This is a genomic window from Microbacterium sp. DWRC1-3 (assembly GCF_049896645.1).
GTDB lineage: Bacteria > Actinomycetota > Actinomycetes > Actinomycetales > Microbacteriaceae > Microbacterium > Microbacterium maritypicum.
Window position 1 is genome coordinate 772055 of sequence record NZ_JAFCUS010000001.1, and the last position, 21234, is coordinate 793288.

General features: G+C 67.1%; 19 protein-coding genes, 1 tRNA gene and 1 other RNA gene. 5 read left to right on the top strand and 16 right to left on the bottom strand.

The features are described 5' to 3' along the window. Nucleotides 1-16: 16 nt before the first annotated feature. Entirely contained in the window at nucleotides 17-499 is a 483-nt protein-coding gene (locus ACP699_RS03725) for a YbaK/EbsC family protein (RefSeq protein ID WP_127482459.1), read from the top strand. 103 nt (nucleotides 500-602) lie between these two features. Here the strand turns inward: ACP699_RS03725 and ACP699_RS03730 are convergent, their stop codons facing one another. Together ACP699_RS03730 and ACP699_RS03735 are read right to left on the bottom strand one after the other, a co-directional pair. Further along, on the bottom strand, nucleotides 603-2105 hold the full coding sequence (locus ACP699_RS03730) for an Ig-like domain-containing protein (protein WP_426169285.1): 1503 nt from the start codon (nucleotides 2103-2105) through the stop codon (nucleotides 603-605). A 332-nt stretch (nucleotides 2106-2437) separates the two neighbouring features. Beyond that, nucleotides 2438-2510: transfer RNA gene (locus tag ACP699_RS03735), tRNA-Lys, on the bottom strand. 156 nt (nucleotides 2511-2666) lie between these two features. Here ACP699_RS03735 and ACP699_RS03740 point away from each other — a divergent pair. Both ACP699_RS03740 and ACP699_RS03745 read left to right on the top strand, forming a co-directional pair. Next, nucleotides 2667-3464, top strand: a complete 798-nt coding sequence (locus tag ACP699_RS03740) for an inositol monophosphatase family protein (protein ID WP_127482461.1) — start codon at nucleotides 2667-2669, stop codon at nucleotides 3462-3464. A gap of 20 nt (nucleotides 3465-3484) precedes the next feature. Further along, on the top strand, nucleotides 3485-4051 hold the full coding sequence (locus tag ACP699_RS03745) for a hypothetical protein (protein ID WP_055868701.1): 567 nt from the start codon (nucleotides 3485-3487) through the stop codon (nucleotides 4049-4051). Between the two features lie 23 nt (nucleotides 4052-4074). On the opposite strand, the gene ACP699_RS03750 is transcribed toward ACP699_RS03745, so the two are convergent. Together ACP699_RS03750 and ssrA are read right to left on the bottom strand one after the other, a co-directional pair. Beyond that, the gene (locus tag ACP699_RS03750) at nucleotides 4075-6945 is read right to left on the bottom strand and encodes an HAD-IC family P-type ATPase (RefSeq protein ID WP_426169290.1); all 2871 of its coding nucleotides are present in this window, start codon (nucleotides 6943-6945) and stop codon (nucleotides 4075-4077) included. A 164-nt stretch (nucleotides 6946-7109) separates the two neighbouring features. Next, nucleotides 7110-7479, bottom strand: a transfer-messenger RNA (tmRNA) gene (gene ssrA, locus ACP699_RS03755). Between the two features lie 141 nt (nucleotides 7480-7620). Here ssrA and ACP699_RS03760 point away from each other — a divergent pair. Continuing rightward, nucleotides 7621-8286, top strand: a complete 666-nt coding sequence (locus tag ACP699_RS03760; protein WP_127482463.1) for an SIMPL domain-containing protein — start codon at nucleotides 7621-7623, stop codon at nucleotides 8284-8286. Nucleotides 8287-8293: 7 nt separating this feature from the next. Here the strand turns inward: ACP699_RS03760 and hflX are convergent, their stop codons facing one another. Then, on the bottom strand, nucleotides 8294-9805 hold the full coding sequence (hflX, locus tag ACP699_RS03765; protein WP_127482464.1) for a GTPase HflX: 1512 nt from the start codon (nucleotides 9803-9805) through the stop codon (nucleotides 8294-8296). A 68-nt stretch (nucleotides 9806-9873) separates the two neighbouring features. Here hflX and ACP699_RS03770 point away from each other — a divergent pair, with 68 nt between their 5' ends. Next, entirely contained in the window at nucleotides 9874-10515 is a 642-nt protein-coding gene (locus ACP699_RS03770; RefSeq protein WP_055868707.1) for a class I SAM-dependent methyltransferase, read from the top strand. Nucleotides 10516-10557: 42 nt separating this feature from the next. Here ACP699_RS03770 and dapF read toward each other — a convergent pair whose 3' ends face one another. The 11 genes from dapF to ACP699_RS03825 all read right to left on the bottom strand — a co-directional run bounded on the left by dapF (nucleotide 10558) and on the right by ACP699_RS03825 (nucleotide 21203). Beyond that, nucleotides 10558-11430, bottom strand: a complete 873-nt coding sequence (dapF, locus tag ACP699_RS03775) for a diaminopimelate epimerase (RefSeq protein ID WP_055868710.1) — start codon at nucleotides 11428-11430, stop codon at nucleotides 10558-10560. 30 nt (nucleotides 11431-11460) lie between these two features. After that, nucleotides 11461-11991 carry a dihydrofolate reductase family protein gene (locus ACP699_RS03780; RefSeq protein ID WP_141388016.1) on the bottom strand — a complete coding sequence of 177 codons (531 nt, stop codon included), beginning with the start codon at nucleotides 11989-11991 and terminating at the stop codon, nucleotides 11461-11463. Nucleotides 11992-12028: 37 nt separating this feature from the next. Beyond that, nucleotides 12029-12940, bottom strand: coding sequence for a tRNA (adenosine(37)-N6)-dimethylallyltransferase MiaA (miaA, locus tag ACP699_RS03785; protein WP_426169297.1), 912 nt, complete (start codon nucleotides 12938-12940; stop codon nucleotides 12029-12031). After that, a complete protein-coding gene (miaB, locus tag ACP699_RS03790; RefSeq protein ID WP_426169300.1) occupies nucleotides 12937-14484 on the bottom strand; it encodes a tRNA (N6-isopentenyl adenosine(37)-C2)-methylthiotransferase MiaB in 1548 nt (515 codons plus the stop codon). The genes miaA and miaB overlap by 4 nt, the downstream gene beginning before the upstream one ends. 48 nt (nucleotides 14485-14532) lie before the next feature. Next, nucleotides 14533-15246, bottom strand: coding sequence for a regulatory protein RecX (locus ACP699_RS03795; RefSeq protein ID WP_426169303.1), 714 nt, complete (start codon nucleotides 15244-15246; stop codon nucleotides 14533-14535). Between the two features lie 155 nt (nucleotides 15247-15401). Continuing rightward, nucleotides 15402-16448: a recombinase RecA gene (gene recA / locus ACP699_RS03800; RefSeq protein ID WP_055868716.1), complete on the bottom strand. Its 1047-nt coding sequence runs from the start codon at nucleotides 16446-16448 to the stop codon at nucleotides 15402-15404. 269 nt (nucleotides 16449-16717) lie between these two features. After that, on the bottom strand, nucleotides 16718-16942 hold the full coding sequence (locus tag ACP699_RS03805) for a DUF3046 domain-containing protein (RefSeq protein ID WP_055868718.1): 225 nt from the start codon (nucleotides 16940-16942) through the stop codon (nucleotides 16718-16720). An 18-nt stretch (nucleotides 16943-16960) separates the two neighbouring features. Beyond that, nucleotides 16961-17269, bottom strand: coding sequence for a helix-turn-helix domain-containing protein (locus ACP699_RS03810; protein WP_017830901.1), 309 nt, complete (start codon nucleotides 17267-17269; stop codon nucleotides 16961-16963). A 141-nt stretch (nucleotides 17270-17410) separates the two neighbouring features. Beyond that, nucleotides 17411-17896, bottom strand: a complete 486-nt coding sequence (locus ACP699_RS03815; RefSeq protein WP_141388011.1) for a CinA family protein — start codon at nucleotides 17894-17896, stop codon at nucleotides 17411-17413. Continuing rightward, on the bottom strand, nucleotides 17893-18468 hold the full coding sequence (gene pgsA / locus ACP699_RS03820) for a CDP-diacylglycerol--glycerol-3-phosphate 3-phosphatidyltransferase (RefSeq protein ID WP_017830903.1): 576 nt from the start codon (nucleotides 18466-18468) through the stop codon (nucleotides 17893-17895). Before pgsA ends, ACP699_RS03815 begins: the two co-directional genes overlap by 4 nt. Beyond that, nucleotides 18468-21203, bottom strand: a complete 2736-nt coding sequence (locus ACP699_RS03825; RefSeq protein ID WP_426169309.1) for a DNA translocase FtsK 4TM domain-containing protein — start codon at nucleotides 21201-21203, stop codon at nucleotides 18468-18470. The genes pgsA and ACP699_RS03825 overlap by 1 nt, the downstream gene beginning before the upstream one ends. Nucleotides 21204-21234: the final 31 nt, after the last annotated feature.

The window sequence follows — 21234 nt, forward strand, 5'->3', positions numbered from 1 at the left end:
TGGATAACGTGGGGCGATGAGTGAAACGGCTTCTCTCCCCGAACGCAGCAGGATCGTGCAGCGACACCTCGCGGAAGCGGGCGTCGACACCGTGATCCGTGTGCTCCCCGATTCTGCGCGCACGGCGGCGGAGGCCGCGACGGCGATCGGATGCGAGGTGTCGGCGATCGCCAACAGCCTCGTCTTCCTCGCCGACGGCGCGCCCGTTCTGGTGATGACCAGCGGCGGACACCGCGTGGATCTCGTCACCCTGACGAGCAGTATCGGGGTGGACGAGGTGTCCATGGCCCCCGCGTCCATCGTCCGCTCTGCCACGGGCCAGGCGATCGGTGGCGTCGCGCCCGTCGGACACCCCGCACCGCTTCGCACCTACATCGACGAAGAGCTGCAGCAGCACGCGACGCTCTGGGCGGCCGCGGGGCACCCTCACACCGTCATGCCGTTGACCTTCGAACAGCTCCGCACCATCACCGACGGCACGGTCATCTCTGTGGTCTGACTGGCGCAGCACCGCGGTCCCTCGCGAGCCGCAGGCACCCGCGGAAACGGCGAGGCCGGCGCCAAGGAGCGGAAGCTCCTCGGCACCGGCCTCGTGCGATCGATCAGTCCTGGGTGACGCGCGCACGAGCGCGCACGGCTCCGAGAACGGTGAGCGCCATACCGAGCACCAGCGCCGCGCCCCCGGCCCAGAGCATCCCGGCGGGTACATTCCCTCCGGTGGTAGCCAGCGACGATCCGCCCGTGAGCGGCAGCTCGGTCGGTGGCGTGACGACGGTCGGCGGCGTCGTCGGCGGAATCACCGGCGGCGTCGTGGTGGCTGTGTTGGTGAGGGTGACTGCGAGCGTGGTGCCAGCTCCGACGGTGAGCTGGGCTCCCCCATCGGCCAGCGCGGTGACCCCGGTTCCTGAGAACACGGGCGCACCCCACTCGATTCCGTCGAGGGCCGGCGGAGTCAGCTCCGACAACGTCACCACGGTCCCCGCCGGCAGCTGGATGAGCGGCGCAGTGGCCCCGGCCGTGACGGTGACGGTGCGTTCGACGACCGGATCACCATAGCTGTATCGCACCGTGTACTCGGCATCGGCCGGCACGCCGGACGCACCGGATCCGCCGACGAGCTTGGTCACGGTGAACGCACCGGTCGCGTCGCCGTCCCCGGTCCCTCCGCCCGTGACCGTCCACGCCCTCGTCTCCTTGAGCTTGACGCCGTTGACGTCGGCCGTGTTGGCGAAGGTCGCGCCGTCCGCCTGCGAACTCGGCACGGTGAAGTACTTCACGAAGTACATCCGCGTCGGGTCGACCGGTCCAGGGATCTCGAGGTGGAAGGAGGTTCCGTCGGCGTTCCAGGATCCGGTCCAGTTCGTGATCGGCTGCGGATCCTGATCCTGCATCGTCGTGCTCCACACCACGAGCTGACCGTCTTCGTTGTGATGCTCCGCGAGCCCGTCACCCGCACCGGTGAGGGTGTCGTCGACCACGATCGACTCCGCACCCTCGAAGCTCGCACCCGGCAGCATCAGCTGCCACGCGATCCTGCCGTCAGCGGTCTGCCACGACCACTTCTGCGGGTCGGTGGGCAGCGGCGAGGACGGACCGATACCGCCACCGGGGATCTCGACCGGCGTGATGGTGCCGTCGACCGTGAACTCCACCGTGTTCTCCGTCGTCTGCTCGTCAGCTGAGGCGACGAACCACAGCGATCCGGTCACCCCGGTGCGCCCGTTCACGTAGTCGGTGAGCGTGCATGTGACGACCGGAGAGGCATCGGCGCTCACGGTGCACTCGGCGATCGCCTTGCTCGGGTCCTCGGCCGAGGGCACGGAGAACGACGTCCCGGCGCTGGCGAACTCCTTCGGGAGCGTGAATCCGAAGGTCTGACCGCCGACGGCCCCATCCGGCACCGTCCAGTCGGCGTCGACACGCACCCGGTCCCACTGCGACACGCCGCCACCACCGCCCACGGTCGTCACGGTGATCGACGACGGATCGATGGCCGCGGGATAGTCATACTCCGCCGCCGAAGCGGCCCCCGCCCCCGCGAGAGTGATCACGGTGGTGAGCACTGCAGCTGCCGCGGCGATGATCGCGGTCGTCTTTCGGCGCACGCCGGCGCCGCCTCTTCTCTCGTGCAAGATCTTCCCCAGTTTCTTGATGGCCCCACTCCTCCGGCGCGGCTGCTGCGCAGCTGTGCCTCCGAAGGCGCGAGGCGTGTGTCCCCACCTGAGAGACCACGTCGGGGCCGATCCATTACGCGATACCGCCGGATTCCCCACACGGAACCGACTCGGAACCACGACGGGATCGACGACAGCGCTGCGGGAGCGGAGGGCAACTGGCTGCACCGGACGCGACCGGAGTCGGACTCGACGTATCGCGTGACGCAGCACAGAAAGCAGAAAAGCCCCGGTAGATGGCGAGATCTACAGAGGCTATTCCGTGCACCCCCTCGGACTTGAACCGAGAACCCACTGATTAAGAGTCAGTTGCTCTGCCGATTGAGCTAGAGGTGCGTGGCCCGGGATAACCCCGACCGAGGAATTACATTACCAGCCGACCGGGTCCATGTGAAATCGAGCTCGGACCCCGGGCGCGCCGCCCCGGAAACGGCGTCGAAACATGGCCTTTCGGCCCTCCGGCGGCGTGGACCCGACGACTATTCTTAGACCGTGACCACCTCCCCCCACGCTGAAGCCCTGCGCCACGACCTCGAGCTCGCCCTTCGCCTGGCCGACGCCGCCGATGCGCAGTCGCTCCCCAGGTTCGATGCCTCGGACCTCGAGATCTCGACCAAGGCCGACAACTCCCACGTGACGGACGCCGATCTCGCCACCGAGCGTGCGATCCGCAGCATCCTCGAGACCGAGCGTCCGGAGGACGGCATCTTCGGCGAGGAGTTCGGCGCTCAGGGCAGCACACAGCGACAGTGGATCATCGATCCGATCGACGGAACGGCCAACTTCCTTCGTGGCGTCCCGCTCTGGGGCACGATGATCGCACTCGCGATCGACGGCGTCCCCCAGATCGGTGTCGTCAGCATGCCGGCGCTCGGGCGACGCTGGTGGGCATCAGAAGGACAAGGCGCCTGGACGACCGTCGAGGGCGAAGCGCGCCGGCTGCGCACCTCGTCCGTCTCCTCTCTCGACGACGCGAGTGTGAGCTTCCAGAGCATCGCGCAGTGGGCGGAGGCCGACCGCCTCGACACGCTCCTGACCGTCGCTGAACGAGTCTGGCGCGACCGCGCCTACGGAGACGTCTACTCCTACATGCTCCTCGCAGAGGGGCGCATCGACATGGTCGCCGAGTTCGGCGTCAAGGAGTACGACATCGCCGCAGCGGTGCCGATCGTCCGCGAAGCCGGCGGACGGATGACGGCTGTCGACGGAACCGAGACGATCTCCGCGCGCTCGACACTTGCCACCAACGGAACCCTTCACGGTGACTTCCTGACCCTGATGCAGAGCTGAACCGAACGACGAGGACCGCGATGAACTCCCGGATCATGTCCGCCGCTGCGGGCGTGCTGCTGCTCGCCGCAGCCCTCAGCGCGTGCTCTGCACCGGAACCACGGCCCTCGTCGACGCCTGAAGCCGTCGACCCCCGCCCGACCGAGACCACCGCCCCCGTGAGCTCTCCGACACCCGAGGCGCCCGAAACGGAGCTGACCTGCGAATCGATGATCTCGGCGGGCACGGTCGCGGCCCTCGCCGAGGCCGGCTGGACGGCCGAGACGAAGGAGTTCGTCGCCGGGGGCGTCGAGCTGACCGAGGGGCTGCTGTGCTTCTGGGCCGACTACACCGTCGGCTCCGACCACGGGCAGCTCTACGGCTGGTCGGCCATCGACGACGCCGATGCCGCCTCCGCGCAGTCCGCTCTCCTCGCCGAGGGCTGGAAGCGCGAGGACGGAGCGGACGGTGTCTACTTCACCGAAGACCCCAGATACGCAATGGGTACGGATGATGACGGCTACGGGATGACCTACCTGTTCGGCGACGGCTGGGTGCGCCTCGCCGATACTCGGCAGGGGCTTATCCTCATCGAGTGGCCTCGCTGAGGATGAGCCGACGTCAGCGCCCGCTACGGGGCCGCTGAGCCCATCGAGCTCTCGAGGATGCGTCCGAAGGTTCGCGACACCGGCGGAGTCCACAGCAGAACGATGATCCCGGCTGCGAACGCGGCGGTCAGGGCGGCTCCCCAGTCCCAGCGGTCTCCGAAGACGAGCACGATCACGCTGAGCGCGATCGCGAGCCCGAGGAAGATCGTGAGCATGAGGCGCGAGAGTCCGCTCCCCCGGCGGATGCCGGCGGCGACCGCGAAGACGAGGAGGCCGAACAGCGCGATGGCCGCCCCGGTGAGGGAGAACGCCGAGGCGCTCACATCCGGGTCGTAGCGCCCCAGGAACACCAGGACGCCGAACCCGGTCGCCAGGGCGCCGAAAGCGTACGCCAGGACGGCGACCACGGTCATGATGACGCCGGCGACGACACGGGGAGCGGATACCGGCGGTTCGGATGCGCTGGTGGCGACGCTCGGATCCTTCCGCGGCGGCGGTGACAGCACGAGGCGGCGGTGCAGCAGCCGCACGACCTCGATCGCTGCGACCATGACGATCGTGATCCCGGTGAGCGCGACGGCGAGCTCCGGCCCGGGATCGACGAGCACGAAGAACTGTCTGGCCAGCGGAATGCTGAACACGGCGATGAGCAGGATGAACATCGCCCCCACGACGGCCACCTTGAACCGATTGAGCGGGCGCGCGAGGACGGCCAGCACCCAGATGCCCACGACGGCGAGGATGACCGTGGCTCCTGTGCGCAGCTGCTCCTCGTGCACGCCCAGTCCGTGCGCGACGAACGTGTACCAGGTCAGTCCCAGGGCGACGACGATGCCCGAGGGGATCGCGAAGCTGAGCGAGCGCCGGAGGAACCCCGGGACGTAGCGCGCCGCGTTGGGCATGAGCGCGAGGAAGAACGCGGGGATGCCGATGGTGAGGCCGTCGGTGATCGAGAGCTGACGCGGCAGGAACGGGAACTCCAGGACGAATGCGCCGAAGATGATCGCCAAGAGCGTCGCATAGACCGTCTTGTTCAGGAACAGCATCGACACGCGCTCGATGTTCGCGATGACCTGGCGCCCCTCGGCGACGACATCCGGCAGGTGCGAGAACTGTCCGTCCAGCAGCACGAGCCTTGCGACGGCCTTGGTGGCCGGCGATCCCGAGTTCATCGCGATCCCGATGTCGGCCGCTTTGATGGCGAGGGCATCGTTGACGCCGTCGCCGGTCATCGCGACGGTGTGCCCGTGGCTCTGCAGCGCCGTGACCATGCGCTTCTTCTGCTCGGGGGTGACGCGTCCGAACACCGTGTGCCGGTCGAGCACGTCGGCGAGTTCGGCATCATCGTCGGGAAGCCCTCTGGCATCGAACCCTTCGGCGACGTCGAGTCCGACCTCGCGCGCGATGGCTGCGACAGTGCGAGGGTTGTCGCCCGAGATGATGCGGATGCCGACTTGCTGGCGCCCGAAGTACGCGAGGGTCTGTGCGGCGTCGGGGCGCACCTGCTCCCGGAACGTGAGCACGATGATGGCCTTGAGACCCTCAGGGAGCCGCTCGGCATCGACATCGGCCTCGGAGAGCACCGCGTCGGCATGACCGAGGACCAGCGTGCGTCGGCCGGTCTCGGCCAACGCGGTCACGGTGCGACCGAGCTGCGTGGCCGACGACGTCGCCGCATCGCCGAACACCATCTCCGGCGCCCCCATGACCCATGTCCCAGGGACCTCGGCGAACGAGACCGCGCTCCACTTGCGTGCGGACGAGAACGGGATGTAGCCCGAGACGACGACAGGCGAGATCACAGGGTAGGCCGTTCGCATCGACCGTGCGGTCGCGTTCGCATCGGGCGACGCGGCGTACCACGCCAATACCGCCGCCGCGTCCTCCTCCTGCGGCGAGGTGAGCCCGTCGAGGCGGTGCGCCTCGTCGAACCCGATCTCGCCGACTGTGAGCGTGCCGGTCTTGTCGAGGCATACCACGTCGACGCGCGCGAGGCCTTCCACCGCCGGCAACTCGTTCACCAGCACTTGCCTGCGGGCGAGCCGTGACGCTCCCACCGCGAACGCGATGCTCGTCATGAGCACGAGGCCGAGCGGGATCATCGCCGTCAACGACGCGATCGTGTTCACCACCGCCTGCACCCAGGCACCGCTCGAGAAGACCGTGGAGTAACCGCCGAGAACGATGATCTGCGCATTGAGGACGAGAAGCCCGACCGGGCCGATGATCCAGCTGACCCACTTCAAGACCCGATTGACCGATGTGCGCAGCTCACTGGAGACGAGAGAGAAGCGCTTGGCCTCACCCGCGAAGTGGTTCGCATAGGAGTCGGCGCCCACGCGTGTCGCGGTCGCGGTTCCTTCTCCCGCAACGACCACGGCTCCGGAGAGCGCGTCGTCGCCGGGCTGCTTCTCCACCGGGTCCGACTCCCCCGTGAGCATCGACTCGTCGATCTGGAGCCCCCGCGCGGTGAGGACCCGAGCGTCGGCCGGTACCTGCTCTCCGGCCCGGAACACGAGGACATCGTCGAGGACGACCTCTCCCGGCGCGACCTCGACCTCCTCACCGTCTCGGAGGACCAGCGCGCGCGGTGCGTTCATCAGCGCGAGACGGTCGAGTGCGGACTTCGCCCGGAACTCCTGCACGCACCCGATGATCGCGTTCGCGAACGCCGCGAGTCCGAAGAGGGCATCCTGCCATCGCCCGACGAGGAACAACACGAAGAAGCAGGCGAAGACGATGCCGTTGAAGAGGGTGAACACGTTCGCGCGTACGATGCTCCACGCGCTGCGGCTGGTGTCGGCGACGAACGCATTGGTCTTGCCGGCGGCGACGCGTTCGGCGACCTCGGTCCTGGTGAGACCGCTCGTGGGTGGTTCCGAAGTGTTGTCCACAGACCTCAATATAGAGCGCCCCCGGCCGTTTTCGAGTGCGTCGCGATGCCATCGCGCCGGAGGGACGGCGCGGGGTCGTTATCGTGTTGCCGCCCCGACGCAGAAAGGCCCGCCTCCCCCAGTTTCCTGGGAGAGGCGGGCCTCATTCCTGTGTGACAGCGACGTGGTGGAGCTGGGGGGAATCGAACCCCCGTCCAACGCTGAGTCTCCACGCCTTCTCCGGGCGCAGTCTGTGAAGACGTTCTACTCGGCTCCGACCTTTGTCACAGACACCTAAGTCGACAAGCCCAGCCTGGGAAGAGTCCCACGTGACGTCCAGACGCCATCACGCAGCAAGATTCCTAGATGACGCCAGGATCCGTATCGGAATCACATACGGCCTGACGGACTATCGGGCTCGCTTATGCAGCGAGGGCGAAGTCGTTGCGCTTGGTTTCGGCAACTATTGTTTTGCAGAGAGCGTTTACGAGATAACTCTGCATCCTCGGCCCGCTTCTCGTGGATTCACAGGCGCTGTCGAAACCGATCAGCCCCGTGGTCCTTCTCTCGAAGGAGCCGCTGTCACACTGTGGAATTACCAGCCCGAGCGGTGAACGCCCGAGCATCACAGACTACAACGTTCTCCGCGGCTACGCCATTCCGCATCCGGTCCGACGGCTGGCGTAGAGTCGCCCCATGAGCGAAGTCACCGTCACCGTCCGCGGCGAGCACGAGGCGCGGGTCGCCCCTGAGCGCGCCACCATCCGCGTCGGAGTGCGTGCGGATGGGCCCGAGCGCACAGCCGTCGTCGAGAACGTGATGCGCCTTGCCGAACCGGTGCGCAGCAGTATCACCGACCGTGCGGACGCGGGCAGCGTCGTCGAGTGGACGAGCAAGCGGCTCTCGGTGCGGGCCGAACGCCCGTGGAGCAACGACGGCAAGCGTCTCGCTCCCGTGTACTACGCGAGCATCGATTTCACCGCCACGTTCGCAGAGGCCTCCGACCTGTCCATCTGGGTCTCCGACATCTCCCCCTGGGACGGGGTCGAGGTGGGCTGGGTGGACTGGCATCTGACGACCGCCACGCGCGCGCAGATCGAGCGCGATGTGGCCGCCGCAGCCGTCGGTGTCGCGGTCACACGAGCCGAGGCCTACGCGGGCGCGCTCGGCCTTGATGAGGTCACTCCCCTGGAGATCGCCGACGTCGGTCTCATCTCCAGCGGACAGCCGTCACCGGGTGCTCCGATGCTCAAAGCGCGTGGTGGGGTGGCGTTCGCCGCCGACGCGGCACCGGCCATGGAATACGAACCCGAGGAGATCGTGATCTCCGCCACGGTGGAGGCGCGCTTCCTCGCCCGATGAGATCCGCTCAGCTCTGTGCGGCGAACGGAGCGAGTTCGGCGGCGAGACGCTCCGACACGCGAGCGTGCACACTAGTGCCATCCTCCGTGTGCTCCACGGAGAGGAGCATGCCGGACTCGTGGATCGCCGCGACCAGGTCGCCGCGATCGTAGGGGATCACGGCGTGCACCTCGACGGCAGGCTTCGGGAGCGCTTCCTCCACCGCAGCGCGAAGCTCCGCGATTCCCTCGCCCGATCGTGATGACACGAAGTGGGCGTGGGGCTGGAGACCGCGAAGCACGAGCCTCTCGTCCTCGTCGATCAGATCCGCCTTGTTGAAGACGACGATCTCCGGGAGGTCGCGGACGCCGACATCGCCGAGCACATCTCGCACGGTCTGCAGTTGACCTGCCGGATCCGGGTGCGACCCGTCGACGACGTGGAGGACGACGTCGGCCTCGCCGACCTCTTCCAGCGTCGAACGGAATGCTTCCACGAGCTGATGCGGGAGGTTGCGCACGAATCCGACGGTGTCGGTCAACGTGTAGACGCGGCCGTCCTCCGTCTCGGTGCGACGCACGGTCGCATCCAGCGTCGCGAACAACGCGTTCTCCACGAGCACTCCCGCGCTGGTGAGCGCGTTGAGGAGGCTGGACTTGCCCGCGTTCGTGTATCCGGCGATCGCCACGGAGGGGATCGTGTTCCGCTTGCGCTCCGCGCGCTTGGCGTCACGGGCAGGACCGAAGTCGCGGATCTGCCGTCGGAGCAGAGCCATCTTGGTGCGGATCCGTCGGCGATCCAGTTCGATCTTGGTCTCACCGGGGCCACGGGAGCCCATTCCGGCGCCGCCGGCGCCCACCTGGCCACCGGCCTGGCGGCTCATCGAATCGCCCCAGCCGCGCAGACGCGGCAGCAGGTATTCGAGCTGGGCCAGCTCGACCTGGGCCTTGCCCTCGCGGCTCTTCGCGTGCTGGCTGAAGATGTCGAGGATCACCGTGGTCCGGTCGATGACCTTGACCTTGACGACGTCCTCGAGTGCGCGACGCTGGCTCGGTGCGAGCTCGGTGTCGGCGATGACGGTGTCGGCTCCGACGGCGGCGACGATGTCCTTGAGTTCCTGGGCCTTGCCTCGGCCGAGGTAGGTCGCGGCATCGGGGTGCGGACGACGCTGCAGAACACCGTCGAGCACGACCGCACCAGCGGTCTCCGCAAGCGCGGCGAGTTCCCGGAGCGAGTTCTCCGCGTCTTCCTGAGCCCCCTGGGGATATACGCCCACGAGGACGACATTCTCCAGACGCAACTGTCGGTACTCGACCTCGGTGACGTCTTCGAGCTCCGTCGAGAGCCCCCCGACGCGTCGAAGCGCATGACGGTCCTCGAGATCCCACTGCGCGCCGTCCGAGCTCGTGTGCGATGCCGTCGATTCATCCTGCAGCGCCTGCGCAGCGCCGAAGACGTGGACGTCCGAGCGCTTCTCCGCGTTCGCGAGCACACGATCGACCGTGTGGTCGCCGGTGGAGGGTGTGGTGGTCTCCGTCATCCGTTCCTTGTCTCTGGGTTTTGTTGCGAGCCTTAACCTTAGCCCGCGCTGTCCGGTACGCTCACCGTATGGGGTCAGATCACTACTTCACTGCGGCCCCGGCAAGCCCCGAGAATCTGCGTAAGATCCGCGTATCGCTCGCAGGTCGAGAGCTGGAAGTCACCACCGCCGGTGGAGTCTTCAGCCCGGATCGTCTGGATGCCGGCACTGCAGTGCTCCTCGCCAACATGCCCCCGGTTCCCCCGGGCGGCGATCTTCTCGACCTCGGCAGCGGCTGGGGTCCGGTGACGCTCTCGATGGCCTTGGCCGCTCCCCACGCGACGGTGTGGGCCGTCGATGTGAACGAGCGCGCCCTCGATCTGGTGCGTCGAAACGCGGCAGCTCTCGGGCTCACCAATGTCAACGCATCTCTGCCCGACGATGTTCCCGAGCACGTCACCTTCCGCACGATCCGCTCGAACCCGCCGATCCGCGTGGGGAAGAACGAGCTGCACGGTCTTCTCGAGCGTTGGATCCCGCGCCTCGATGAGCGCAGCGACGCGTGGCTCGTCGTGCAGCGCAACCTCGGTGCCGATTCGCTTCAGCGATGGATCGGATCGACCTTCCACCCCGGCTACAGCGTCTTCCGCACCGCCACGGGCAAGGGCTACCGCATCCTCAAGGTACGCAAGCACGGAAACCCGCCGACGGAGCCGATCATCCTCAGCTGAGCCCGCGGCTGTCCGATTCTCGGTGGCACCCGAGTCGGGTGCTCAGGCGAGGTCGACCTCGCCCTGGAACACGAGCTGCGCGGGCCCCGAGAGGGCGACATGCTCGCCGTCCTCCGCAGGGAACATGCGCACGCCGAGCGTGCCTCCCGGCACCTCCACCTGCCAGTTGTTCGGAGCCTTCTCGCCCGCCCAGTACCGCACCGCCAGGGCTGTCGCGGCGACCCCCGTGCCACAGCTGAGCGTCTCTCCCACGCCACGCTCGTAGACGCGCATGCTTACATGGCCGATGCCGTCGCGGACGAGCGGTTCACCGGGAACGACGAACTCGATGTTGGCGCCCGCGGGAAGCAGCGGGTCGAGGTCAGGCGCGCGGTGCAGCTCCAGAGACGCGAGCTCGGCCTCCGAGGCGAGGGCCACAACGACGTGCGGGTTACCCACGTCGATACCGAGACCCGGCCGGGTGACGGACAGCCCGTCGACGCGTACGAGCGGGTCGTCACCGGAGAGCTTCCAGCGACCGAGATCCACCTGGTATCCGGTGGCGCTTCGGGTGACGTCGCGCACACCCGCCCTCGTGCCGATCGGCAAGGTCGAGCCGGGTTCGATCGTCGCGAGACCGGAGCGCACGAGGTAGTGAGCGAACACGCGGATGCCGTTTCCGCACATCTCGGCGATCGATCCGTCGGCATTGCGGTAATCCATGAACCACTCCGCCTGCGGCTCCTCATCGAGGGTCGCACCGCCTTCGGGAATGGCCGAGGACCTCACGACGCGAAGGATTCCATCAGCGCCGATGCCGAAATGACGATCACACAGCACCGCGACCTGCTCGACGGTCAGATCGAGCTCGCCGTCCGGGTCAGCGATGATGATGAAGTCGTTGCCCGTGCCGTGACCCTTGGTGAATGCGACCATGGTTCCAGTCTAGGGATCACGCCCGACCACTCAGTGCCGCGCGAGTCGGTAACGCCCGCAGAGGAAGTTGCGGTTGCGAGCCACCTCGAGCAGCTCGAGGTCGAGCCTGCGCGGAAGCAGTGGAGCGCCCGAGCCGAGCGTCACCGGTGCGTACTGGACCCACACTTCGTCGAGCAGCCCCGCGTCGGCGAACTGGCCTGCCAGGTCTCCCCCGCCCACGACCCAGAGATCCTTCCCCTCTGCCGCCTGCACCATCTCTGCATGCACCATGCTGACATCGGCCTGGGTCAGTCTGACGTCAGCACCGGCCGGCAGCTCCAGCTCACGGTGCGTGAACACCCACGTGGGCTGCGTGTAGCCCCACCGTCCCTCCTCGTGGCGCATCACCCACTCGTAGGTCGACGACCCCATCGCCAGAGCTCCGATGCTGCGCTCGAACCCCGTGTACGCCATCGGTCCGTCTTGGTCGATGTCCTGCGTGAGCAGCCAGTCCAAGGAGTGCTCCTCGGTGGCGATGAACCCGTCGAGACTGGAAGCGGTATAGAAGTGGGTCTTCGTCATGCGGCCAGCATCGCAGGAGGCACCGACATGGAGATGGTCAGGCGCGCAGGAGCGTGGCGGCCTCCGCCGGAGCATCCCACCATTCGAGGTCGGGATAGCGCTTGAACCACGACACCTGCCGGCGGGCATACCGCCGTGTGAGCGCCTGGGTCTGTGCAATCGCCTCACGTTCGGTGAGGGACCCCTCGAGCTGGGCGAGCGCCTGCGCATAGCCGATCGCACGCGGCGCCGTCGTACCGCGTTCGAGCCCCCGTGCGCGTAGCTCCCCCACCTCGGTGAGGATCCCGCCGTCCCACATGCGCTCCACGCGGGCATCGAGGCGCTCGACGAGAGCTGCGCGGTCGACGCGGAGACCGATGAGACGCGTGTGCGGATGCCAGAGGACGGGACGTTCGGGGAGGGCCGCACCGTGTGTCGCGCTCCCCTGCTCGAGCACCTCGAGGGCACGCACGACACGACGAGGATTACGCGGATCGACACGCGCGGCCGCTTCGGGATCGAGTATGCGCAGACGTTCGAGCAGCTGCGCGGTTCCATGGGTCTCGAGTTCCCGCTCGAGGCGCTCACGCAGTTCCGCATCGCGAGGAGGGAACCGGAAGTCGAAAACGACGCTCGACACGTAGAGGCCAGAACCGCCGACGAGGATCGCATCACCGCCTCTGCGGTGGATATCCTCCACCGCAGCACGTGCCCGGGGCTGGTACCACGCGACGGCCGCGTCCTCATCGACCTCGAGGACGTCGAAGAGGTGATGCGGAACGCCCCGCCGCTCGCCCATCGGCACTTTGGCGGTGCCGACATCCATTCCGCGATAGAGCTGCATGGCGTCGGCGTTCACGATCTCGGCCGGATTGCCCTGCTCCCGCAGCACCTCCGCCAGGTCGATCGCGAGATCACTCTTGCCGGTGCCGGTCGCCCCGACGATCGCCCAGAGTCGTGGTCCGGTCACACGCCGACACGCAGCGTGGGCAGCCCGAGCGAGACGGCCTTCGGCCCTCCGTCGCCACTCGGAGCGGGAACGGCGCACGACTCGGACTGCGAGCGGTCCCAGGCGTCTCCACCGCGGGTGCGACGGATCTTCAGCGGCGCCCCCGTCGGATCGTCGGCCAGCAGATGGAACGGGGCGCCGTGCGTGACGGTCACGGTGACGACATCACCGGGGCGGGGCAGCTCAGAGCCATCAGTGACCTCGAAGTGCACGAGCCTGTTGTCTTCGGCACGCCCCGTGAGGCGGTGGGTCTCGGTGTCCTTCTTACCCTCACCCGTGGAGACCAGGACTTCGATCTCGCGACCGACCTGCTTCTGGTTCTCCTCCAGAGAGATGCGTTCCTGGAGCGCGATCAGGCGGTTGTAGCGCGCCTGCACGATCTCCTTCGGCACCTGGTCCTCCATCGTCGCGGCGGGCGTGCCCTCGCGGATCGAGTACTGGAAGGTGAAAGCGCTGGAGAAACGAGCCTGCTCGACGACCCGCATCGTGTCCTCGAAGTCCTCCTCGGTCTCGCCGGGGAAGCCGACGATGATGTCGGTGGTGATGGCGGCATTCGGGGTGCGGGCGCGAACCCGGTCGAGGATCCCGAGGAATCGCTCGCTGCGGTACGAGCGGCGCATCGCCTTGAGGATGCGGTCGCTTCCCGACTGGAGCGGCATGTGCAGCTGCGGCATCACGTTCGGGGTCTCGGCCATGGCGTCGATCACGTCATCGGTGAACGCCGCAGGATGCGGGCTCGTGAATCGGATGCGCTCCAGCCCCTCGATCTCGCCGGCCGCCCGCAGCAGCTTGCCGAATGCCTGACGATCACCGAACTCCACCCCGTAGGAGTTCACGTTCTGGCCGAGGAGCGTGACCTCGATCGCGCCGTCTTCGACGAGGAGGCGGATCTCGTTCAGGATGTCGCCGGGACGTCGATCCTTCTCCTTGCCGCGAAGGCTCGGCACGATGCAGAAGGTGCACGTGTTGTTGCATCCGACCGAGATGGAGACCCAGCCACTGTGTGCAGAGTCGCGCTTGGTCGGCAGTGTGGAGGGGAAGACCTCGAGCGACTCGAGGATCTCGAGTTCGGCGTCGCCGTTGTGCCGTGCGCGCTCGAGAAGCCCCGGGAGCGAGCCCATGTTGTGCGTGCCGAACACGACGTCGACCCAGGGGGCCTTGTCGAGGACCGCCTGCTTGTCCATCTGCGCCAGACAACCGCCGACCGCGATCTGCATACCGTCCTTGCGCCGCTTGACGGATGCGAGGTGTCCGAGCGTGCCGTACAGCTTGCCCGCGGCGTTGTCGCGGACCGCGCACGTGTTGATGATCACCACGTCGGCTTCGGCGCCGTCGAGCGCACGTACGTAGCCCGCGCTCTCCAGCGACCCCGAAAGACGCTCGGAGTCATGCACGTTCATCTGGCACCCGAAGGTGCGCACTTCATACGATCGCTGTCGTCCGTCGTCGTCGACGGCTGCCGAGGACGCGCCGATGATCGTCGGTTCACTGCGCGGGATAGTCATGATCACCCCATTGTACGAGCCGCTGCCGAGCAGGGGCGTGTCGCCGCCTCAGTCGGAATCGACGAAGCGGACACCGGAGGTCGGACCGCCGAAGGAGGCCTCCCGCAGCGCGGACTTCGCGGCCTTCATCGCCACAGCTCCGTTGTAGCCGCGACGGGAGAGCTGGCCCACCAATCGACGGAGAGCCGTGTCGGGGTCAAGTCGCCCCATCGATCGCGCCTTGCCACGTGCGAACTCGAGCGCACGTTCGTCGTCATCGTCAGGCAGCTCGTCGAGAGCAGCGTCGATCACGTCGCGCGGAATGCCCCGCTGGGCGAGCGCGCGAGACAGGGCCACCCTCCCCTGGCCTTTCCGTTCCACACCCGACGTCACGAGAACCCCCGCGAGAGCGGAATCATCGAGATAGCCACGACGACAGAAGTCGTCGATCACGTCGTCGATCATGCCGCTGTCGAGCCCCACGCCCCTCAGCATCTGCCGCGACTCGGAGATGGACAACGACCGAGCCCGCAGCTTGCGCACGAGCGACTCTTCTGCGGAGACTCGGATCTCGTCGGGCGACGCCGTCTCTCCACTGTCGATGCCGTCGCTCGGCTCGTCGCCGAGCGCACGGAGACGAGGAGCGGAACCTGCCGAGCGAGACGCCGCGGCAGAGCTGCCCCTGACTCCTCGTGCGGGGTGCCGATCGCTGGGTGTGCCTGCGTCGCTCTCGTCGATACGGGAAACCCCCGCGGGCGGCGCGTCCCAGGTCGTACGCCACACGGCCGCATCGCCGGTACGTGGCGAAGGTTCTTCCGCCTCCTGGCCACGCTCCGGATTCTGAGCCGGTCGCGTCGAGGCAGGCTTCTTCGATGCACCGCCGAAGAGAGGGATGATGGGGGCGACCCGATCCGGATCGCCCCCACGAGTGTCGTTCATCAGGCCGGACGACGCTCGGCGAGCTCGTCTGCAGCCGCCGGCACAGCCGCGCCGCCGATGCCGAGCTTCTGCTTGATCTGCGTCTCGATGGCCAGCGCGATGTCGGGGTTGTTGAGCAGGAACGTTCGCGCGTTCTCCTTGCCCTGGCCCAGCTGGTCTCCGTCGTAGGTGTACCACGAGCCCGACTTCTTCACGATGGCGTGCTCGACACCGAAGTCGATCAGGCTGCCTTCGCGGGAGATGCCGACGCCGTAGAGGATGTCGAACTCGGCCTGCTTGAAGGGCGGTGCCATCTTGTTCTTCACCACCTTCACCCTGGTGCGGTTTCCGACGGCGTCGGTGCCATCCTTCAGCGTCTCGATACGACGGATGTCCATGCGGACCGAGGCGTAGAACTTCAGCGCCTTACCACCGGCGGTGGTCTCGGGCGAGCCGAAGAACACACCGATCTTCTCGCGAAGCTGGTTAATGAAGATCATCGTGGTGTTGGTCTGGTTCAGACCACCCGTGAGCTTACGCAGCGCCTGTGACATGAGTCGCGCCTGCAGACCCACGTGCGAGTCACCCATCTCACCCTCGATCTCGGCGCGAGGGACGAGCGCGGCCACGGAGTCGATGACGATGAGGTCGATGGCCCCCGAGCGCACGAGCATGTCGGCGATCTCGAGCGCCTGCTCACCGGTGTCGGGCTGGGAGACCAGAAGCGCGTCGATGTCGACACCGAGCTTCGCGGCGTAATCCGGGTCGAGCGCGTGCTCGGCGTCGATGAAGGCGGCGATGCCGCCGGCGCGCTGAGCGTTCGCGATCGCGTGCAGGGTGAGAGTCGTCTTACCCGAGGACTCCGGTCCGTAGATCTCGACGATTCGACCACGCGGGAGACCTCCGACGCCGAGGGCGACGTCGAGGGCGATGGAGCCGGTGGGGATGACGGCCACGGGGGCACGCTCATCGCTGCCCAGCCGCATGACCGAGCCCTTTCCGAACTGGCGGTCGATCTGGGCGAGGGCGGTCTCGAGGGACTTCTCGCGGTCGGCGGGTGATGGCATGATGTGCTCCTTCTGCGCGCGTGATGCCGCCTGTAGGCTGTCGCGGCTCTCCCGGTTGGGAGAAACTCTCCGACAAGGCGTAATGGCTCTTCGGCTCGTTTTCCACCGTAGGAGAGGCCACCGACATCGACGCCGCGAGCTCACATACCGTGGAGAACAGACTCCCTGAACCACTTGTGCAGAAGACTACGCCCGCTTCGAACAGATCTTCGACGACACGCCGTGGATCTCATCGCGTGTCCCGTAGGCATCGGACATCGAGGGACGGATCAGCGTCCGCGCGGCTCTTGCCTGCCGACGCCATGCCGCCTGTTCTCCGGCACATCCATCTCGGCGCACAGCGCCAACCAGATCTCGCGCGGTGGTGTGCCGTCGGCCAGCGCTTCCACAGCCGTACGGCCGCCGACGGCGCTGAGACCGAGGTCGTTCACCAGAGAGGAGGCACGCGCCTGGAACTCTGTCTCGACGGCGCGGAGAAACTCGCTACGACGCATCGCTGGCCTGACCGTGGGTCAGTGCAGAGAGAGCTGGGGTTCGATCGAGGCCACGAGGTCGTCCGGAACGACATCCGGGAACACCTGAATGCCCTCGAGCACGGAGATGCGATCTCCGACCTCGCGCATGATCGTCGAGATGGGAACGTCGAGCGCATCGGCGACAGATGCGAGGATCTCGCTCGATGCCTCCTTCTGCCCGCGCTCGACCTCACTGAGGTAGCCGAGGGCAACCGATGCCTTGCTTGCGACCTGCCGGAGCGTGCGCCCCTTCTGCAGGCGGAAGTCCCTCAGCACATCGCCGATTTCCTGTCGAACAAGAATCATCGGAACCTCCTCCCCATGTGATCGTTCGAGGTCTCCCCCGATGAGACAGCCAGTCTAGTACCCCTGGCCTGCACAGAATCTACCCCTGCACTCTGTGGTTTTAGTGTGAGCACAAGAGAGATAACCAGGCCGAGGGCGTCACTATTCCGCCACCACCGCGAGCACCTCTCGGAGTGCTGCCGCCACGGCCTGCGCCCGGATCGCGTCGCGGTCCCCGCTGAAGTGGAAGGCCGTGGTCCGCGACGCCACAGGGGTTACGACTCCGATGTGCACAGTGCCGACCGGCTGGCCGTCCGGGGAGTCCGGGCCGGCGATCCCCGTCGTCGACACGCCTACATCGGCTGGCGCGCCCCCGACACCGACCACGTCTCTGACGCCGTCGGCCATCTGCAGAGCGACCTGCGGGTGCACCGGTCCGTGTGCGGCCAGAAGAGCCGCGTCCACTCCCAGCACGGTCGCCTTCACCGGCGTCGCGTAGGCCACGACGCCCCCGAGAAGCACCGCGGATGCGCCGGGGATGGCGACGACATCCGCGCACAGAGCGCCACCTGTCAGCGATTCGGCGATCCCGAGCGTCCACCCGCGCCGACCCAGCGCTGCGAGGACCGCGGCGCTCTCTTCGCTCATGGCTTCCGGCGCGAACCCCGCACCTGCGCCACGATGTAGTCGATGCCGCTCACCACCGTGAGCACCAGGACGATGAGCATGAGGATGAAGGTGATCAGCGTCCAGGCGTCGAGACCGATGAGGTAGTGCAACGGAAGCAGTGCCCAGCCGAGCGCGACCCCCTGGAATGCCGTCTTGATCTTGCCCATCCAGGCCGCGGCGACGACATGCTCGCTGGCGACCATGAGCCGATGGATCGTGATCCCCCACTCGCGCACCAGGATGATCGCCACGATCCACCAGCTGACCTCGCCCAGGATGGCGAGCCCGATGAACCCAGCGCCCGTGAGCATCTTGTCGGCGATGGGATCCCAGAGTTTGCCGAAGTCGCTGACGATGTCGTATTTGCGTGCGAGGTAGCCGTCAACCCAGTCCGTCGAGATACCGACGATGAAGATGATCGCGGCGGCCCAACGGAGGCCGGGGTCGGGAAGGCCGTACTGGCCGCCCAGCAGCAAGAGGATGAAGAAGACGACCGCCAGCGGGATGCGCGCGACGGTGATGGCGTTGGGAAGCTGCCGAGGAATGGCCATCAGTCGCGTCCCGTCAGGCCCCAGGCGTCTTCGTCGCCCTCGGCCTCCACCTCGGGAAGCCCCTCGTACTGGGCCGCGATCGGATCATGTGACTGAGGCAGGGGCGGGACGGGCGGAGCGGCAGGGGTTGCCGATGACGACGGCGTGGCCGGCACGTCGTCGCCGCGGAGCTTCGCCATGACCTGCGGGAGCTGCTCGGCCGTGGCCAGCACGTCTCGCGCCTTGGATCCCTCGGACGGACCGACGATCTCGCGCGACTCCAGCAGGTCCATGAGGCGACCGGCTTTCGCGAAGCCGACACGAAGCTTGCGCTGGAGCATCGACGTCGAGCCGAACTGGGACGAGACGATGAGCTCGGCGGCCGCGAGCAGCAGCTCCAGGTCGTCGCCGATGTCCTCGTCGACTTCCTTCTTCTTGGTCGGCTCCATCGCCTCCTGCACATCGGGACGATAGTCCGGACGTGCCTGACGGGTGACGTGCTTGACGACCGCGTCGATCTCCTTCTCGTCGACCCAGGCGCCCTGCAGACGGAACGGCTTGGACGAGCCCATGGGCGAGAACAGCGCATCACCCTGACCGATGAGCTTGTCGGCGCCGGGGCTGTCGAGGATGACGCGGCTGTCGGTGACGCTGGTGACGGCGAAGGCCAGACGAGAGGGGACGTTCGCCTTGATGAGTCCGGTGACGACGTCGACACTCGGACGTTGCGTCGCGAGGACGAGGTGGATGCCGGAGGCTCGCGCCAGCTGCGTGATTCGCACGATCGAGTCCTCCACGTCGCGAGGGGCGACCATCATGAGGTCGGCGAGCTCATCGACCACGACCAGGAGGTACGGGTACGGCTTCAGAACGCGCTCACTGCCCACCGGCAGCTCGACCTCGCCCGCACGCACGGCACGGTTGAAGTCGTCGATGTGACGGAAGCCGAAGGATGCGAGGTCGTCGTACCTCATGTCCATCTCCTTCACGACCCACTGCAGCGCTTCCGCCGCCTTCTTGGGGTTCGTGATGATGGGCGTGATCAGGTGCGGGACACCGGCGTAGCTGGTGAGCTCCACGCGCTTCGGGTCGATCAGCACCATGCGTACATCGGCCGGGCGAGCGCGCATCAGCAGGCTCGTGATCATGGAGTTCACGAAGCTCGACTTACCAGAGCCTGTGGAACCGGCGACCAGGAGGTGGGGCATCTTGGCGAGGTTCGCGATGACGATGTTGCCGCCGACGTCTTTGCCGACGCCGATCGTCATCGGGTGCGTGCTCTTCTGCGCGACGGGCGAGCGCAGCACGTCGCCGAGCGCCACCATCTCCTTGTCGGCGTTGGGGATCTCGATGCCGATCGCGCTCTTGCCGGGGATCGGCGAGAGGATGCGGACGTCGTTCGATGCCACCGCGTAGGCGAAGTTGTTGCTCAGCTGCAGGATCTTCTCGACCTTGACGCCGTGGCCGACCTCGACCTCGTACTGCGTGACCGTCGGTCCGCGGGAGAACCCGGTGACCTTCGCATCGACCTTGAACTGCGACAGCACACTGGTGATCTGCTCGATCACCTTGTCAGTGGCCTCGGAGCGCATCACCGGCGGCGGACCTTCGACCAGGAGGCCGGGAGAGGGCAGGATGTAGGGCGTCACGGGAGCCTGCGGTCCGCGATCGCCGGGGCCCTCGGTGCCGAAGCCGTCGAGGCCGGGAAGCTCCGGCACCTCTCCGGTGTCGGAGGAGTCGTCGAGGAGCGCCGTGGTCTGCTGCTCCGCGAGGGAGTCGGCGACGGACCTCACATCGGACAGCACCTCGGTGGCCGCGTCATACGGGTTCTCGACGACGACCGCCTGGTCGTAGGCGGGAGTCGGATCGGAGGTCGTGAGCAGCGCCGTGATGTCATCCGAGCCGAGGGTGCCCTCGTCGGGATCTTCTTCCCGACCGGTCTTGTTGCGCCGCCACCAGGGCAGCACATCGGGGTCGTCGACCTTGTCGGCGTCATCGATCGCCGCAGCGTCCTTGGCAGGCTTCTCCGGGCGTTCGGCGTCGAACATCCAGGCGTACAGGTCGCCGAGGCGGGCACCGATACGGTTCGGCGGTGTCTTGGTGAGGATCAGGATGCTGAGTGCCGCAAGCAGCGACAGCACGATGTACGCGGGAATGTCGGTGAGGTAGGTCAGGGGCTGTCCCACGAGCCAGCCGAGCAGCCCACCCGATTCACTGAGCGCTGGCATCCCCTGGTTCGGATGCGGGCGGGGCCCGGCGACGTGGAATATCCCCGCGAGCGCCAGGACGAACATTCCGAATCCGATTCCGATTCGCCCGTTGTCATGAACTGACGAAGGGTGACGGAACAGCCAGCCGGCGAGCAGCAGAAGCAGCACCGGCATGATGAAGGCCACACGCCCGACGAACAGCCCGACGGAGTACGCGCTGATGTTCGCAGCGACTTCGTTGCCGATGAAGAACCACTCGTTGACCGCGCCCAGCACGGCGAGGAGCACGAGGAGGAAGGGGAAACCGTCGCGACGATCGTCTTTCTCGAGGGTCTCAGGGCCGAACGCGCGGAAGAGTCCGCCGACACCGTGCGCCAGCCCGACCCAGGCCCGGACGGCGACCGGCGGCTTGTCTGTCTCGTCGATGTACTTCTTGGGAGCGGGCTGCGCCTTGCGAGCGGGCGGGGCCTTGGGAGCCGTCTGCCGCTTCGGGCGCGACGGTGCGCTGGTCGACGCGCTCTCTGTCTTCGTGGTACTCCTGGCCATGCTCTCACGTTACGTCCACCAGCCGACATCT